This is a genomic window from Streptomyces sp. NPDC048734, assembly GCF_043198675.1.
Taxonomy (GTDB): Bacteria; Actinomycetota; Actinomycetes; order Streptomycetales; family Streptomycetaceae; genus Streptomyces.
Map to the genome: position 1 here is coordinate 25,719 of NZ_JBICUZ010000005.1, position 15,272 is coordinate 40,990.

General features: G+C 72.4%; 12 protein-coding genes. 8 read left to right on the forward strand and 4 right to left on the reverse strand.

The window, feature by feature from the left end; all coding sequences use genetic code 11:
* The first annotated feature begins 383 nt into the window (after positions 1 to 383).
* The 5 genes from ACGFQC_RS15005 (at position 384) to ACGFQC_RS15025 (ending at position 5,088) form a co-directional block, all read left to right on the forward strand.
* Entirely contained in the window at positions 384 to 932 is a 549-nt protein-coding gene (locus tag ACGFQC_RS15005) for an RNA polymerase sigma factor (protein WP_363086889.1), read from the forward strand.
* Positions 933 to 999: 67 nt separating this feature from the next.
* A complete protein-coding gene (locus ACGFQC_RS15010) occupies positions 1,000 to 1,839 on the forward strand; it encodes a zf-HC2 domain-containing protein (protein WP_363086888.1) in 840 nt (279 codons plus the stop codon).
* A 47-nt stretch (positions 1,840 to 1,886) separates the two neighbouring features.
* The gene (locus ACGFQC_RS15015) at positions 1,887 to 2,756 is read left to right on the forward strand and encodes an ABC transporter ATP-binding protein (protein ID WP_363086887.1); all 870 of its coding nucleotides are present in this window, start codon (positions 1,887 to 1,889) and stop codon (positions 2,754 to 2,756) included.
* Positions 2,753 to 4,306, forward strand: coding sequence for an ABC transporter permease (locus tag ACGFQC_RS15020; RefSeq protein ID WP_363086886.1), 1,554 nt, complete (start codon positions 2,753 to 2,755; stop codon positions 4,304 to 4,306). Before ACGFQC_RS15015 ends, ACGFQC_RS15020 begins: the two co-directional genes overlap by 4 nt.
* Positions 4,294 to 5,088 (forward strand): ABC transporter, encoded by a 795-nt coding sequence (locus ACGFQC_RS15025; RefSeq protein ID WP_363086885.1) that lies wholly within the window; start codon positions 4,294 to 4,296, stop codon positions 5,086 to 5,088. The genes ACGFQC_RS15020 and ACGFQC_RS15025 overlap by 13 nt, the downstream gene beginning before the upstream one ends.
* 7 nt (positions 5,089 to 5,095) lie before the next feature.
* Here the strand turns inward: ACGFQC_RS15025 and mshD are convergent, their stop codons facing one another.
* Positions 5,096 to 6,022, reverse strand: coding sequence for a mycothiol synthase (mshD, locus tag ACGFQC_RS15030; RefSeq protein ID WP_363086884.1), 927 nt, complete (start codon positions 6,020 to 6,022; stop codon positions 5,096 to 5,098).
* A 291-nt stretch (positions 6,023 to 6,313) separates the two neighbouring features.
* On the opposite strand from mshD, the gene ACGFQC_RS15035 reads away from it, so the two are divergent.
* From ACGFQC_RS15035 to ACGFQC_RS15045, 3 genes are all read left to right on the forward strand, one after another.
* Positions 6,314 to 8,116, forward strand: coding sequence for a bifunctional metallophosphatase/5'-nucleotidase (locus ACGFQC_RS15035; protein ID WP_363086883.1), 1,803 nt, complete (start codon positions 6,314 to 6,316; stop codon positions 8,114 to 8,116).
* Between the two features lie 236 nt (positions 8,117 to 8,352).
* The gene (locus tag ACGFQC_RS15040) at positions 8,353 to 8,517 is read left to right on the forward strand and encodes a hypothetical protein (protein WP_363086938.1); all 165 of its coding nucleotides are present in this window, start codon (positions 8,353 to 8,355) and stop codon (positions 8,515 to 8,517) included.
* A 354-nt stretch (positions 8,518 to 8,871) separates the two neighbouring features.
* The gene (locus ACGFQC_RS15045; RefSeq protein WP_363086882.1) at positions 8,872 to 10,647 is read left to right on the forward strand and encodes an ABC transporter ATP-binding protein; all 1,776 of its coding nucleotides are present in this window, start codon (positions 8,872 to 8,874) and stop codon (positions 10,645 to 10,647) included.
* 121 nt (positions 10,648 to 10,768) lie between these two features.
* On the opposite strand, the gene ACGFQC_RS15050 is transcribed toward ACGFQC_RS15045, so the two are convergent.
* The 3 genes from ACGFQC_RS15050 to ACGFQC_RS15060 form a co-directional block, all read right to left on the reverse strand.
* Positions 10,769 to 12,862, reverse strand: a complete 2,094-nt coding sequence (locus ACGFQC_RS15050) for a pectinesterase family protein (RefSeq protein WP_363086881.1) — start codon at positions 12,860 to 12,862, stop codon at positions 10,769 to 10,771.
* Positions 12,863 to 13,063: 201 nt separating this feature from the next.
* Positions 13,064 to 14,494, reverse strand: coding sequence for a HAMP domain-containing sensor histidine kinase (locus tag ACGFQC_RS15055; protein ID WP_363086880.1), 1,431 nt, complete (start codon positions 14,492 to 14,494; stop codon positions 13,064 to 13,066).
* Positions 14,491 to 15,225, reverse strand: coding sequence for a response regulator transcription factor (locus ACGFQC_RS15060; RefSeq protein ID WP_363086879.1), 735 nt, complete (start codon positions 15,223 to 15,225; stop codon positions 14,491 to 14,493). The genes ACGFQC_RS15055 and ACGFQC_RS15060 overlap by 4 nt, the downstream gene beginning before the upstream one ends.
* Between the last annotated feature and the right edge of the window lie 47 nt (positions 15,226 to 15,272).

Below are 15,272 nucleotides of genomic sequence, written 5' to 3' on the forward strand. Positions count from 1 at the left end.
TACGGAGACATGGCGTGCGGGATATCGGGCGGCGGCTCGCGGGGGTGAGGGGCGCGGGGGAGGGCCGGGGCGGGCGCTTCGCGGGTGGTCGGGGCGGGGTCCCGCACGGCTGTGGGTCCTTTGTGGGTGCGGGGTCTGTGCGGGTGCGGGTCCCGCAAGGTCGCGGGTCCTGCACGGCCAGGGGTCCCGCAAGGTCGTGGGTCCTGCACGGCCACGGGTCCCGTACGTCTCTGCCGGTGGGGAGGAGCGGAAGCGGGACGCGGGGTGGTACGGGGCGTGGCGGCCGGTGACACACCGCGCAGGGCCGGGGCCGCGGAGGCGGGTGGGAGGAATTCGGGTGCCGGATCGTGAACCGATCGGCGGGGCTCGTCCGATGAGGGGATGTGAGCGAAACGAGAAGCGACGGGGAGCTGCTGCGGGCCATCGCGGCAGACGGGGACCGTCACGCCTTCGAGGAGCTGTACCGGCGATACGCGCCGTGGCTGACCGCGCGCATGCGCAGCCGCTGCGCCGACGCCGCGATAGTCGACGACGTCGTCCAGGAGACGTTCCTCGCGGTGTGGCGCGGCACCGCCCGCTTCCAGGAGGGCTACTCCGAGGACGCGGCCGGCTGGCTGTGGCGCATCGGTGCCCGCCGCCTCGTCGACGCCGTGCGCGGTGACGGCGCGCGGGGGCGGCTGCGCCAGGCCCTGGCCCGGCTGCGCCATCGCGACGAGGCCTCCGCGGAGGAGCGCGTGCTCGCGGGAGTGGAGCACGGGGATCTGGCCGGTGCCCTCACCCGTCTCTCCCCGGAGCTGCGGGCGGTCCTCCAGGCCACCGTCATCGACGGACTCACCACCCGGGAGGCCGCCGTCCTGCTCGGCATCCCCGCGGGCACGGTCAAGACGCGGGCCCAGCGGGCCCGCAAGCAACTGCGGGAGGCGCTGGCATGAGGCGGCACGTGACGGAAGGGCGCCTGCGCGGACGCGCGGAGGCCGGCAGAGTGAAGGAGGCCCTGGCATGACGTGGCACGTACCGGAGGAGGACCTGCGCGCCTACGCGCGGGGCGAGCTGGTGGCGCCCCTGCTGTGGTCCGCCGACACGCATCTCACGGGGTGTGCCCCGTGCCGGTCCCGGCTCGCGGGGGCGGTCGACCCGGTCGCGCTGGACGCCGGCTGGGAGCGGCTGGACGCCGAACTGGACGCGCCGCGGCCGAGCCCGGTCGAGCGGCTGCTGGTGCGGCTCGGCGTCGCCGACCACACCGCCCGGCTGCTGACGGCCACCCCGGTGCTGCGCCGGTCGTGGCTGCTGGCGGTGGCGTCCCTGCTGGTCATGACCGTGCTGGCGGTTCACCTGGTGGACCGGCCCGCGCTGTTCCTCGCCCTCGCCCCGCTGCTCCCGCTCGGCGGGGTCGCCCTGTCGTACGGACCGGCCCTCGACCCGTCGTACGAGATGGCCGTCGTCGCCCCGATGCACGGTTTCCGCCTGCTGATGATCCGGACGGTCGCGGTGCTGACCGCGGGTCTCGCCTTCAACGGCCTGGCCACCCTCGCCCTGCCGGAGTACGGGCTGCTGGCCCTGGCCTGGCTGCTGCCCGCGCTCGCCCTGACCGCGACCGGACTGGCGCTGACCCCCCGGCTCGGCCCGGTCCTCGCGCCCGCCCTGGTGGGCGGGGCCTGGCTGACGCTGCTGGGGGTGGCGCAGTCGCAGGCGCACTCCACCACGCTCGTGCCCTTCACGGCGGCCGGGCAGTCGGCCGCGGCGGTCGTCGCGGCCCTCGCCACCGTGCTGCTCTACCAGACCCGGGACCGCTTCGACGCGCGTCCCGTGGGCGGCTTCCCGGACGGCGGGGCCGTATGACACCCGCGCCCGCCCCCGCCCACCGACCGGAATCCCAGGAGTCCCGCATGATCACCCCGCCCACCACCGTGACGGCCACCGGCCTGTCCCTGCGCTACGGCGGCACCCACGCCCTGGACGGCGTCTCACTGAGCCTGACGCGGGGCGTGACCGGCCTGCTCGGCCCCAACGGTGCCGGAAAGACCACCCTGCTGCGGGTGCTGGCCACGGCCGTGCCGCCGGACCGGGGCGAGTTCACCGCCCTGGGCCACGACCCCGGCACGCCGGCCGGCCGCCTGGCCCTGCGCCGAACGCTCGGCTATCTGCCGCAGACGCCCGGCTTCCACCCCGACTTCACGGCCTTCGAGTTCGTCGACTACGTGGCGATCCTGAAGGAACTGACCGACCGCACCGCCCGGCGCCGCGAGGTGCGGCGCGTGCTGGACGCCGTCGACCTCGCCGACGTGCGGGGCAAGCGGATCAAGCGGCTGTCCGGCGGGATGCGGCAGCGCGTGGCGCTGGCCGCCGCGCTCGTCGGCGACCCCGGTTTCCTCGTCCTGGACGAGCCGACCGTCGGCCTCGACCCCGAGCAGCGCATGCGCTTCCGCGGGCTGATCGCCGAGGCCGGTGAGGCGCGCACGGTCCTGCTGTCCACCCACCAGACCGAGGACGTGGCGATGCTCTGCCACCGGGTCGTGGTCCTCGCCCGGGGCCGCGTCCGCTTCGAGGGCACCCCCGCGGAGCTGACCGCCCGCGCGGCCGGCCGGGTCTGGAGCAGCTCGGAGCGGGACCCCGCCGCCCTGGCCGGCTGGCGTACCGGTACCGGCACCTTCCGCAATGTCGGCGATCCGCCGGAAGGCGCCGACCTTCTCGAACCCACCCTGGAGGACGGCTATCTGCTCACCCTCGACAGCGACGACCGGACGGTGACCGCATGAGCACCACGATCACGACGGTGAGGGAACCCGCCCCCGCCCTTCCGGAACCACCGGAGTCCGGCCCCCGCACCGGCGCCGTGCTCGCCCTGGCCCGCTTCGAGGCCCGCGAACTCCTCCTCCAGGTCCCGATACTGGTCTTCCTGCTCCTCTACGTCGGTCTCACCACCGCACGGCTGATGTTCCAGGACGGCATGAGCGACCACCCCGTCCTCAACACGGTCGACCGCGACACCCAGACGTCCCCCCTGCTCCTCGCCATCGCCCTGCTCGTCTGCACCAACGCCGCCGCCCTGCGGTCGCGCAAGCACGGCACGGTCCAGCAGTTCGACGTCATGGCGATGGAACCCTGGCGGCGCGTCCTCGCGCACGTCCTGTCCGCGGTGCCGTTCGCGGCGCTCACCGCGGTCGTCGTCGCGGCCGCGTTCGTCCGGGAGGCCCTGAAGCCGGGGGCGATCGGCCACGGCTCCGTCGCCGAACTGGCCGTCGGGCCGCTGGTCGTCCTGATGGCGGGGATCACCGGTGTCCTGCTGACACGGCTCCTCCCCGTGCCCTTCGCGCCCATACTCTTCGTGGTCGCCGCGTATCTGCTCATGGTCCTCGCCACCGACGCCACCGAGTCGGACGACTCACGACTGGGCTGGCTCTCCCCCGTGGTCTTCTCCGGGATCTCCGGCGGCGATCCCGTCCCCAGCGACCTCCTCGGCCGCCCGGCCGCCTGGCACGCGCTCTATCTGCTGGGTCTGTGCGCCGTGCTGACCTGCGCGGCCCTGCTGCTGTCCGGCGGCCGCACCCGCGCCGTCAAGGCGGCGACCGCCCTCGCCCTCGCGTTCACCGCGGCCGGCGCGGTCGGCCAGCTCCAGCGTGACACCGACGCCTTGGAGGCGGCACGGAAGACGGCGTCCACGGCCCCGCAGAAGGTCCAGTCGTGCACGGAGCACGGCGGGTCGACCTACTGCTCCTTCCCCGAGTGGAAGGGGGTGCGGGACGACTGGGCGGCGGTCGTCGACCGGATCCGGTCCGCGGCCGGCGGCAGCGCGGCGACGGCACCTTTGACGGTCCGCCAGCGCATCGACACCAGCGGCGGCATCGAGGTCGACTCCGCGCTGACCCCCTCCGCCGTCCCGGGCCAGGTGACGGTCGGTACCCGCTGGGGCGGCAACCGCGTCCCCGAGTTCGCGGTGGGAGCCGCCACCGTCCTCGTGGCGGGCACGGAGGACGCCACCACCCGGGACATGTGCGACGCCCGCGCGGTGACGATCATGTGGCTGGTGCTGGGAACCGACCCCACCCCGATGGCCACGTTCGAGGACGTGCGGCTGGACGACAGCACCACCGGCTCCGGCCAGGTCCTGGCCCCCACGAACGGACTGAGCCTGACGGCCCACCAGACGAAGGTCGTCGTCGAACTGCTCGCGCGGCCCCGGGCGGAGATCACCGCGCGGGTCAAGGCGCACTGGTCGGAACTGACGTCCGCGCAGACCTCGACGGCCGAGGCGGCGGAACTGCTGGGCGTCGCGGTGCCGCAGGGGGTGGAGTCGTGCGACGAATAGGAGACGCGGACGGGGCGGGGAACCCCGCCCCGGACCGCTCGGGGCACTCCGTCCCCGGCCCCGCCCCGACACCGCCCCCCGGCCACGGCCCGACCCCCCGCCTCCGCACCCTGCTCAGGTCCCTCGCCCCGCCGGTGTGGCGGTCCCTGCCCTGGGCGGCGCTGACCGCGACGGCCGGCTCGGGACTGCTGCTCGCGGCGAGTACGCGGCTGCCGGACCAGGCACCGGGGACGGCCTGGGGACTGGTGGTGCTGCGGCTGACCGCGCTGGCCGGCGGGGTGGGCCTGGCCTTCCTGCTCGACGACCCGGCCCGGCACACCACCGTCACCAGCCCGCTCGGCCGTCCCCTCCGCGCCGGCCTGCGCCTGGCGATGGCCGCACCCCTGATGGTCCTGTGGTGGACGGCGGTCCTGCTTGTGCTGCCCGGGCCGACCCGCCCGCCCCTGGGTCCGGTCACCCTGGAGGCCCTTGCCACGGCCGCCTGCGCCATCGCCCTGGCGACCACCGCCGTGCGCTTCACGGGCGGTGCGGAGGTGGGCAAGGGGACGGCGGCACGGCTCGGCGCGCTGGCGGCGGTGGCGGTGCTCGTCCCGGCACGGTGGGGACTGCTGACCCTGCCGGGTGACCGCTGGTGGGAGGAGACCCACGTGCGGTGGGCGGTGCTCCTGGCGCTGACGCTGGTGTCGACAGCACTGTGCACACCCGAACCGCTGAGACGCACTCGGGTGCGCCCCGGCCCCTCCGACGGCGCCCTCGGCGGCGCCCCCGCCGGGCGGGGGTGAGGGGCGGTCAGGTCTCCGTGCGGTACATCAGGTCCGTCTCGTACGTGACGAACCCCAGCCGTTCGTACACCGACACCGCCGCCTTGTTGTCCGCGTCGACGTAGAGCATGGCGGTGGGCAGTCGCTGGGCCGCGAGGTGCCGCAGGCCGATCGTGGTCAGGGACTTGCCGAGGCCGCCGCCCTGCGCGCCGGGGGCGACACCGAGGACGTACACCTCGCCGAGGCCCTCCTCGGCGTGGACCTTCGTCCAGTGGAAGCCGACGAGCCGGTCACCGCGGAAGGCGAGGAAGAAGCCTGCGGGGTCGAACCAGGGCTGGGCCTTGCGGTCGTCGAGGTCGCGCTGGGTGAGGGAGCCCTGTTCGGGATGGTGGGCGAAGGCGGCGGCGTTGACGGCCAGCCAGGCGACGTCGTCCTGCCCGGGGACGAAGGCCCGGACGGTCACCCCCTCGGGGAGCACCGGCTCGGGCAGGTCCAGATCGGTCAACGGCCGGCGCATCTGGCGCAGTTCGCGGAACAGCGACAGACCGAGCACCTGGGCGAGGTGCCGGGCGGCGGCGTGGCCGCCGTGGGCCCACACCCGCAGGCGTTTGCCGGAGGCGGCGAGCAGGGCGGAGCCGAGTGCCCGGCCGTGTCCGTGCCCGCGGTGCGCGGGATGGACGACCAGTTCGGCGGCCGGGGCCTCGACGGGGTCGGTGTCCTCCAGCTGTGCGTAGGCGACGAGTTCGTCGGCCACGGAGAGCAGGAGGTGGGAGACGCCCTCGCGGGGGCCGCCCCGCAGTTGCAGCCGGCCCTGTTCGGACACCGCCTGCCGGCCGTCGCTGCGGGCGGCTTCCGCGAGCAGGTCGAGGACGGCCTCGGTCTCTGCGGGGGAGAGCGCGGAGAGGGTCTCGATGGATCGCTGGCCGGGGGCCGATGCCGGGTCGTCGCTGGTCATGCGTACGAGGGTAAGGGGCGAGCCCGGCAAAGTGGCGGCATCGGGGAGGGGGACGCGGATCCATCCGGAACGGGGGTGCCGGAGCACCGGGAACCGCGAGGCGGCACGGGCGGGAGCTGGGCGGACGACCGGCGGACGGCAAAGGGAAACCAGGATGTAACCATGAACCCCCTGTCGCGCTACGCGCGTTGACTCTAGGCTGCGGCCCGACGGGGCCACCAGCTCAGACGCCTCGCAGGGCCTTCAGGCCCCGAGGACGTCGACACCACAGCAGACACCACAGGGGGGCGCATGCCAGCCACTTCCCACTCGCATCCGAGCCGCAGACGCCGCACGTACGGGCTGCTCGCGGCGGCCGCCGGTCTGGCCACCGCCGGCGCACTGGTCGCCGCCCTGCCGGCGGGTGCGCAGGACGCCCGGCACGGAAAGCCGCTGCCGAGCCGTTACCAGGACGTGCAGCTGCTGTCGTTCAACGACCTGCACGGCAACCTCGAGCCGCCGAGCGGTTCCTCCGGCCGGGTCACCGAGATCCAGGCCGACGGCACGACGAAGACGATCGACGCGGGCGGTGTGGAGTACCTGGCCACGCACCTGCGCCAGGCCCGCGAGGGCAACAAGTACTCCATCACCGCGGCCGGCGGTGACATGGTCGGCGCCTCCCCGCTGATCTCCGGCCTCTTCCACGACGAGCCCACCATCGAGGCGCTCAACAAGCTGGACCTGGACGTCACCTCGGTCGGCAACCACGAGTTCGACGAGGGTGCCAGGGAGCTGTCGCGTCTTCAGAAGGGCGGCTGCCACCCGACGGACGGCTGCTACACGGACGAGGAGTTCGGCGGCGCCGACTTCCCGTACCTCGCGGCGAACGTCCTGAACGAGGAGTCCGGCAAGCCGATCCTGAAGCCGTACTGGGTCTGGAAGAAGAAGGACGTCAAGGTCGGCTTCATCGGCGTGACCCTGGAGAACACGCCGGGCATCGTCTCCGCGGAGGGCGTCAAGGGCCTGAAGTTCAAGGACGAGGTCGAGACGATCAACAAGTACGCCAAGGAGCTCCAGCGCCAGGGCGTGAAGTCGATCGTGGCGCTGATCCACGAGGGCGGCCTGCCGGCCTCCACCTCCTACAACTACGACTGCGACGCGCCGGGCGCGGGCGACGGCATCTCGGGTCCGATCGTCGACATCGCGAAGAACGTCTCGCCGTCGGTGGACGCCCTGGTCACGGGTCACACGCACGCCGCGTACGCCTGCACGGTCAACGACCCGGCGGGCAAGCCGCGCACGGTGACCTCGGCCGCCTCGTTCGGCCGCCTCTACACGGACACCACGCTGACGTACGACCGCTTCACGGGGGACATCGCCCGTACGGCGGTGAAGTCGGCGAACCACGTGGTCACCCGGACCGTCCCCAAGGCGACGGACATGACCGAGCTCATCAGCAAGTGGAACACCCTGGCGGCGCCCATCGGCAACCGCGCGATCGGCTATGTCTCCGCCGACGTCCCCAACACGGGCGCCGAGTCCCCGATGGGCGACCTGATCGCGGACGCGCAGCTCTGGTACGGCAGGAAGCTGGACGCGGAGGCGGACCTGGCGCTGATGAACCCCGGCGGGGTGCGGGCCGGTCTGACCTACGCCGCCAAGGGCGCTGAGGGCGACGGCGTGGTCACCTACGCCGAGGGCTTCACCGTCCAGCCGTTCGCCAACACCGTGAACCTGCAGGACTTCACCGGCGCCCAGCTCATCCAGGTGCTCAAGGAGCAGGTGAGCGGGTCGAACGCGAGCGCGCCGAAGATCCTCCAGCCGTCGGCGAACCTGACGTACACGCTGGACCTGACGAAGAGCGGCGCCGACCGGGTCGTCACCGACTCCATCAAGCTGAACGGCGCCGCCGTCGACCCGGCCGCCACCTACCGCGTCGCGACGAACAGCTTCCTCGCGGGCGGCGGCGACGGCTTCACCACCCTGGGCGAGGGCACGAACGACCTCGTCGGCCTCGACGACCTGACCGCCCTGGAGCAGTACCTGACGGCCAACTCCTCGGCCGCCGCGCCGATCGCGCCGCCGGTGCCGAACCGGATCACGATCCTGCAGTAACCCCGGGGCCCTCCCAGCTCGCCCCGGGAGTTCTCCCACCGCAGAGGCGGCCGCGTCATCGACGCGGCCGCCTCTCGCGTATGCGCGTACGCCACCTCTTTGCATATGCGTGTATTAAGACCTGTGTAAGTCCGGGTCTGGTTCCCCGCGCCGCCTGAAAGTTGGTCTCAGCTCCAATTAATAGAGGTCTAAGCGGAATTGGCTTTTTCTGGCTCTCGCGTCCCGTAATGTTTTCCATGTCGAAAGCGAACGACGCAGAAGCGAACAACGCGAAGGAGAACTCGATGAGCTTCCACAAGGTCGCCCCGGTGAAGAAGACCCGCAAGGCCGCCCCGGCGCCGAAGAAGAAGGCCGCCGAGAAGACCGCCCCGAAGCGTCGCCCGGTCGCGCACAAGGGCTGACAAGTCGGTTGGCGGGGCGTACGCCTGAGTAAAGCAAGTCAATTAAAAGGTCATTGCAACCGAAAGGAAAAACCGTCATGAGCTTCCACAAGGTCGCCCCGGTGAAGAAGACCCGCAAGGCGGCCCCGGCGCCGAAGAAGAAGGCCGCCGAGAAGGCCGCCCCGAAGCGTCGCCCGGTCGCGCGCAAGGGCTGAGGCACAAGGGACAAGGGCTGGGAAACCGGCACGCCACGAGGCGGGGCCACCGGTCGGCGAGCACGACTCGCGCCGGGGGCCCCGCCTCGGCCGCGTCCGCCCTCACGCATCGAAATCCATCACGTACCGAAATTCATCACGCACCGAAAGGGAGCCGACCGTGTGGGAAGTCCGCGAGGCCTTCCGCCGCTTCTGGCCGCTGACCCGCGGCGACCGCAAGTGGCTGTCGGCGATCATCGCCTGCGTGGTGGTGTCCGCGCTCGCCGAGACCGCCTCGATCCTGCTGTTCGCCGAACTCACCGACAACGCCCTCGAGGCGGGCTCGCTCGACGCCTTCTGGGGCCCGGCCGGCGCCTGGCTGGCCGTGGCCGTGCTGGGTGCGCTGGTCGGCTACCTGGGCAACTCCCTCGCGACCTGGACCGCCGAGAGATTCGTCCTGCGACTGCGGGCCGGCGTCTTCCGGCACGTCCAGGACCTCCCCCCGCACTTCTTCCAGCGGCACCGCCGGGGTGACCTGGTGGAGCGCCTGACCGGAGACGTGGAAGCCATCGAGCAGCTGGTCGTCTCCGGCGTCGTGGGCATGGTGTCGGCGGCCTTCTCCGCCGTCTTCTACGCGGCCGCCGCCTTCTGGCTCCGCTGGGACCTGGCCCTCGTCACCTTCGTCCTCGCCCCCCTCTTCCTGCTCGCCGCCCGCCGCTTCTCCGGTCGCGTCAAGGAGGCCGCCCGGGACGAACGGGTCGCCGACGGCGCGATCACCTCGGTGGTCGAGGAGTCCCTCGGGAACGTCGTGCTGACCCAGGCCTACAACCGTCAGGCCGACGAGGCGCGGCGCCTCGACCGCGAGGCCCGCGCGTGGCTGCGGGCATCGGTCCGCGGGGCCCGGCTGAGCGAGATGTACGAGCAGTTCGTGGAGGTGGCCGAGACCATCTGCGTCCTCATGGTCATCGGCCTCGGAGTCTGGGAGATCTCGGCCGGCCGCATGACCCTGGGCGGGCTCCTCGCCTTCGCCGCCTTCGTCGGCTACCTCTACCCCCCGGTCCGCAGCCTCGGCCAGCTCGGCCTCACCCTCACCGCGGCGACCGCGGGCGCCCGGCGCCTGAACGAGATCCTCGACGCGCAGCCGTCGGTGCGGGACCCCGCCGATCCCGTCCGGGCCTGGCCGGTCCGGGGCCGGGTGGGCTTCCACGGGGTGTCGTTCCGCTACCCGGGGGCGACGCGCGAGTCGCTCGGCGAGGTGACCTTCACCGCGTCCCCCGGCGAACTGGTCCTGGTCACCGGCCCGAGCGGCGCCGGGAAGTCCACCCTGTCGAAACTCCTCACCCGCTTCTACGACCCCTCGGCGGGCGTGATCACCCTGGACGGCGTCCCGCTCCCCGACGTGGCCCTGGGCTTCCTCCGCGAACAGGTGGCCCTGCTTCCCCAGGAGACGCTGATCCTCAACGGCACCGTCCGCGAGAACATCGCGTGCGGCCGCCCCGGCGCGACCGACGAGGACGTCGAACGCGTCGCCCGCGCCGCCGCCGCGCACGACTTCGTCACCGCGCTCCCCGACGGTTACGACACCCGGATCGCCCCCGGCACCGCGGCCCTCTCCGGCGGTCAGCTCAAGCGCCTCACCATCGCCCGGGCGATGCTCCGTGCCGCTCCGGTCCTGGTCCTCGACGAACCGACGGCCGGTCTCGACTCCGTCGCCGCCCGCCAGGTCGTGCGCCCCCTGCGCCGCCTGATGTCCCACCGCACGACCGTCCTGATCACCCATGACCTGGGCCTCGCCCCGGACGCGGACCGCATCCTGGTCGTCGACGGGGGACGCCTGGTGGAGACGGGCACGCACGCGGAACTGATGGCCCGGGGCGGGACGTACGCGCGGCTGGCGGGGTGCGCGCGGGGGGTGCCGGCGGGAAGCGCGCAGGACGCCTCGACGCTGCGGATGTGAGGGGCCCGGCTCCCGCGGCGCGGTCCTCCCCGTGGCGACGTGCTTCGGCGGTCGGTCGTCCGCACGGCCGCACCGTTCCCCTTCCGCTCCGGGGCCCGGTGCGGCCGATGCCGGAGTGAGGTCAGGAAGCCGTCGGCGTCCAGTCGCCCAGCCAGTCCGCGACCTCCTGGCCCGCGGCCTGGACGTCGGTCAGCTGGGGTCGGTCGCCGCTCGCGGCGCCCGCGCCCGCCCCGGTGTTCCGGTACTCGGCGAAGCGGTCGTCCTTCCAGGAGAAGCCGCTCATGTCGGTCCAGGGGGTGGTCCGGATCGCGGCGCTGAGGGTGGTGTTGCGGACCGTGGTCTGCGGGTCGAGGGTGGCGTCGCCGCCGGCGTGCCAGGGGCGGCCGAGGTAGAAGGAGCGGTCGGAGACGTCGCCGTTGACCGTGGAGTTGGCGATCAGGATGCCCTTGCGGCCCGCCGCGGTGCTGGGGGCGGTGACGTAGCCGGCCGAGGTGCCGTTCCAGCGCTTCTTCAGCGTGATGACCGACCTGTCGATGACCGCCGTCGCCCGGCCGAAGATGAAGTCGACGTTGCCGACGACGTACGAGTTGGCCATGTAGACGCGGCCCAGCTTGTCCTTGGACGCGGTGTCCACCAGCAGGGTGTCCTGGTCGCCGCTGACGATGACGCCGTCGAGGAAGATCTTGTCGGCGGCGGTGCGCAGGGCGACCGCCTGGCCGGCGATGTCCTGGTGGGCGGCCTCGTCGAAGTCGTTGGAGATGGTCAGGTTGCGGGCCTGGAAGTCGTCCGCCTCGACGGCGACGGTGGCGCTGCCGCCGGTGCCGTACGTGCCCCCGCCGGGCTTGGGGGTGCCCGACGCGTTGTTGTAGACGATCGTGGTGTCCTTGCGGCTGCCGCCGGTGCCCTGGATGGTGACGTGCGGCTTGTTGGACGGCACCTTGACCAGCTCGCGGTACGTGCCCGGCTTGACGGCGATCACGACGCGCGAGGGGTTGTTGGCCGGCACCGCGTTCACGGCGGCCTGCACGGTCGAGTACTGCCCGCTGCCGTCCTTGGCGACGGTGAGCGTGGTGGCGGCAGCCTTGGTCGTGGCTGTCGTGGCTGTCGTGCCCGTCGCCGTGGTCACGGACGCGGTGCCGATGGTCGAGCGCGGCCCGGCACCGGCCTTGAGCAGCGCGGGCACGTCGGCGGTCCTGTCGAGCGTGTACGCGTAGAAGGCCTTCGGGTCGAAGGCGGTGCCGCCGCTCTCGTTGCGTCCGCTCGTCCCGACGAAGGTGTTGCCCTTCTGGACGATCGTCGCGGTGCTGTCCCTGGTCACGGGGTTGTTCACACCCTGGAAGTAGGAGTTCTCCAGGACCATCTTCGTCCGGCCGCGCGAGTAGTTGCCGTACGACGACTTGATCGTGGTCCCGGCCACGTCCTCGAGGAAGTTGTTGTAGAGGTGCGCGTGGGCGGCGTTGTCCGTCGACGGGTTGCGCTGCTCGGTCTCGCGGATCCAGTTGTGGTGGATGGTGATGTCGGTGACGACGTTCTCGGTCCAGCCGATGCCGAAGGCCTTGTTGTCCTCGCTCAGCTTGTTCCAGGACACGGTGACGTTGGTGCTGTCCTTGCGGACGTCGATGAGCCCGTCGGCCATGTGCCGCAGGTCGTTGTGGTCGATCCAGACGTGGTGCGCCCCGTCCATCTGGATCGCGTCGAAGTCGTGGTCCTTGTCGTTCCAGACGCCCTGGTACGCGTCCCGGATGGTCAGGTTCCGGATGATCACGTTGTGGACGCCCTGACCGAGGAAGAAGCCGCCGCCCACGATGTGCCCGGAGGTCCCGGAGCCCACGATCGTCTTGTCGGAGGCGACCTTGATCTCCTTGCCGACCGGGTTCATGGTGATCGTCGCGGCGACGACGATGACGTACGGCTCGGCGGCCGTCGCGTACTTCTCCAGATCGGCGAGCGTCTTCACGGTGACGGTCCTGCCGTCCCGGCCGCCGTACGTCCCGTTCTGACCGAGCGCGTTCACCGAGGCGAAGCCGTCGGCGGTGGCGGTCGCCCAGGCGGGGGCGGCGGTGGCGGCGGACGCGTTCGCCTGTGCCTGGGCGCCGAACAGTCCGAGGTCCGTGCCGTAGGCGAAGGTGCCGGCGGCGGTCAGCGCCAGTGGCACGCCCACCGCCACGCCGGTCCTGCGCCTGCGGTGCCGGGGTTTGCGGCCGATGTCGGTCATGTGAGGGGTTCCGTTCCGTGGGAGGAGGACCACCCGGAAGGGGTGCGGGTCACCGGGTGGTCGCCGCTCACGGCGGAAAGGTTGCCGAACCCGCCGCGACGCGTGGGGAGTACGGAGGTGTGGACGCGTGGGAAGTACGGAGGTGCGGACGCGTGGGGAGTACGGAGGTGCGGACGCGTGGGAAGTACGGCGGCGCGGGCGCTACGGCAGCTCGGGCGGAGGCGTCGGAGCGCCGGGGAGCCGTACGGTCACCAGCGTGCCGTCGCCCTCCGCGCGGGCCACCGTGATCTCGCCGCCGGCCTCGCGCACCGTGCGCGCCACGATCGACAGGCCGAGGCCCGATCCGGGGAGTGCCCGCGCGCTCGGGGAACGCCAGAACCGGTCGAAGACGTAAGGGAGTTCGTCCTCGGGGATGCCGGGTCCGTGGTCGCGGACGGTCAGGACGCCGTCGGAGAGCGCGACCTCCACGGAGCCGCCCCGCGGGCTGAACTTCACCGCGTTGTCGAGGACGTTGACCACCGCCCGCTCCAGCGTGGCCGGCTCCGCCCGCACGTACCAGGGGTCCAGCGCGGCCGTGATCGTCAGCTCCGGGCCCCGCAGCCGCGCCCGGCGCAGGGCCGACTCCACGGTGTCCTCGAGGGAGACCACCTGGACCCGCTCGCCCCGCTGCCCCTCCGAGCGGGACAGCTCCTGCAGGTCGCCGATGAGCGCGGCCAGTTCGGTCATCTGCGCCTTCACCGACGCGAGCAGCGCCTTGCGGTCCGCCTCCGGGAGGGGCCGGCGCGTCTCCTCGCTGCGGGTGAGCAGCTCGATGTTGGTGCGCAGGGAGGTGAGGGGGGTGCGGAGTTCGTGGCCCGCGTCCGCGATGAGCTGCTGCTGCAGCTCACGGGAGCTGGCCAGGGAGGCGGTCATCGAGTTGAACGACCTGGACAGGCGGGCCACCTCGTCCTCGCTGTCGTCCTCGACGGGGATGCGGATGCCGAGATCCTCGGTGCGCGCGACGTGCTCGACGGCCTCGGTCAGCTTGTCGACGGGGCGCAGACCCGCGCGGGCGACCGCCAGACCGGCGGCACCGGCACCGACGACTCCGATCCCGGACACGAGGAGGAGGATGAGGGCGAGGTCGTTGAGGGTCTTCCGGGTGCTCTTGAGGGGGGTGGCGAGGACGATCGCCACCGGCCCCGCGTTGGTCTGCACGGGCAGCGTCAGCACACGTACGGCCTCACCGTTCTCGGCGGTGCCGTCGTGGAACACGCCGTCGGAGCTGTCGTCCGCGTTCGCGATCACCTTCCGGTCGGTGGCGGAGATCTTCACCTTGCCCGCGGAGAACGGGCTGACGCAGACCGTGTCGTCCTCCGTCACGACCTGGAAGTAGCCGCTTCCCGGGTAGCCGCGGTCGGGTTGGGCCTCCTGGGGACACGTCGTGAGCGCGTTCTCGATCTGGTCGTCGAACCTCGGCTGGGCCACCGTCTTCTGCAGGTCGCCGTCCACCTGCTCGTACAGCTTCCCCTGCACGATGAACCAGCAGGTCACCGACACCGCCGCCACCGCGAACGCCACCGCCGCGGCGACCAGCATCGACAGCCGGGCCCGAATGGGAAGGGTGCGCAGCCGCCGTACGACCCGGTTCACTCCGCGCCGCCCTGCCGCAACACGTATCCCACGCCCCGCACGGTGTGCACGAGGCGCGGTTCGCCGCCCGCCTCCGTCTTGCGGCGCAGGTACATGACGTAGACGTCGAGGGAGTTGGACGAGGGCTCGAAGTCGAAGCCCCACACGGCCTTGAGGATCTGCTCGCGGGTGAGGACCTGGCGCGGGTGCGCCAGGAACATCTCCAGGAGGGTGAACTCGGTACGGGTCAGTTCCACGGCCCGCCCGGCGCGCGTCACCTCCCGCGTCGCGAGGTTCATGCGCAGGTCGGCGAAGGTGAGGACCTCGTCGTCGTCGGTGCTCGCGCCGGCGGCCGCGGCGTAGGAGCTGCGCCGCAGCAGGGCCCGTACGCGGGCGAACAGCTCGTCCAGTTCGAACGGCTTGACCAGGTAGTCGTCGGCGCCCGCGTCGAGCCCGGTGACGCGGTCGCCGACGGTGTCGCGGGCGGTCAGCATGAGGATCGGGGTGGTGTCGCCGGCCCCGCGGATGCGGCGGGCGGCGGTGAGGCCGTCCATGCGGGGCATCTGGATGTCGAGGACGACGAGGTCGGGCCGGTAGCCGGTGGCCTTCTCCAGGGCGTCCGCGCCGTCCACGGCGACCTGCGTGTCGTAGCCCTCGAAGGCGAGGCTGCGCTGGAGTGCTTCGCGCACCGCCGGCTCGTCGTCGACGATCAGGATGCGCTGGGTGTCACGGTCGCCTTCGGCGGGGCTCATGGCGTGGATTCCCTCGGGTGCGGTGGGGCGGCGGGGTGCTGGGGGCG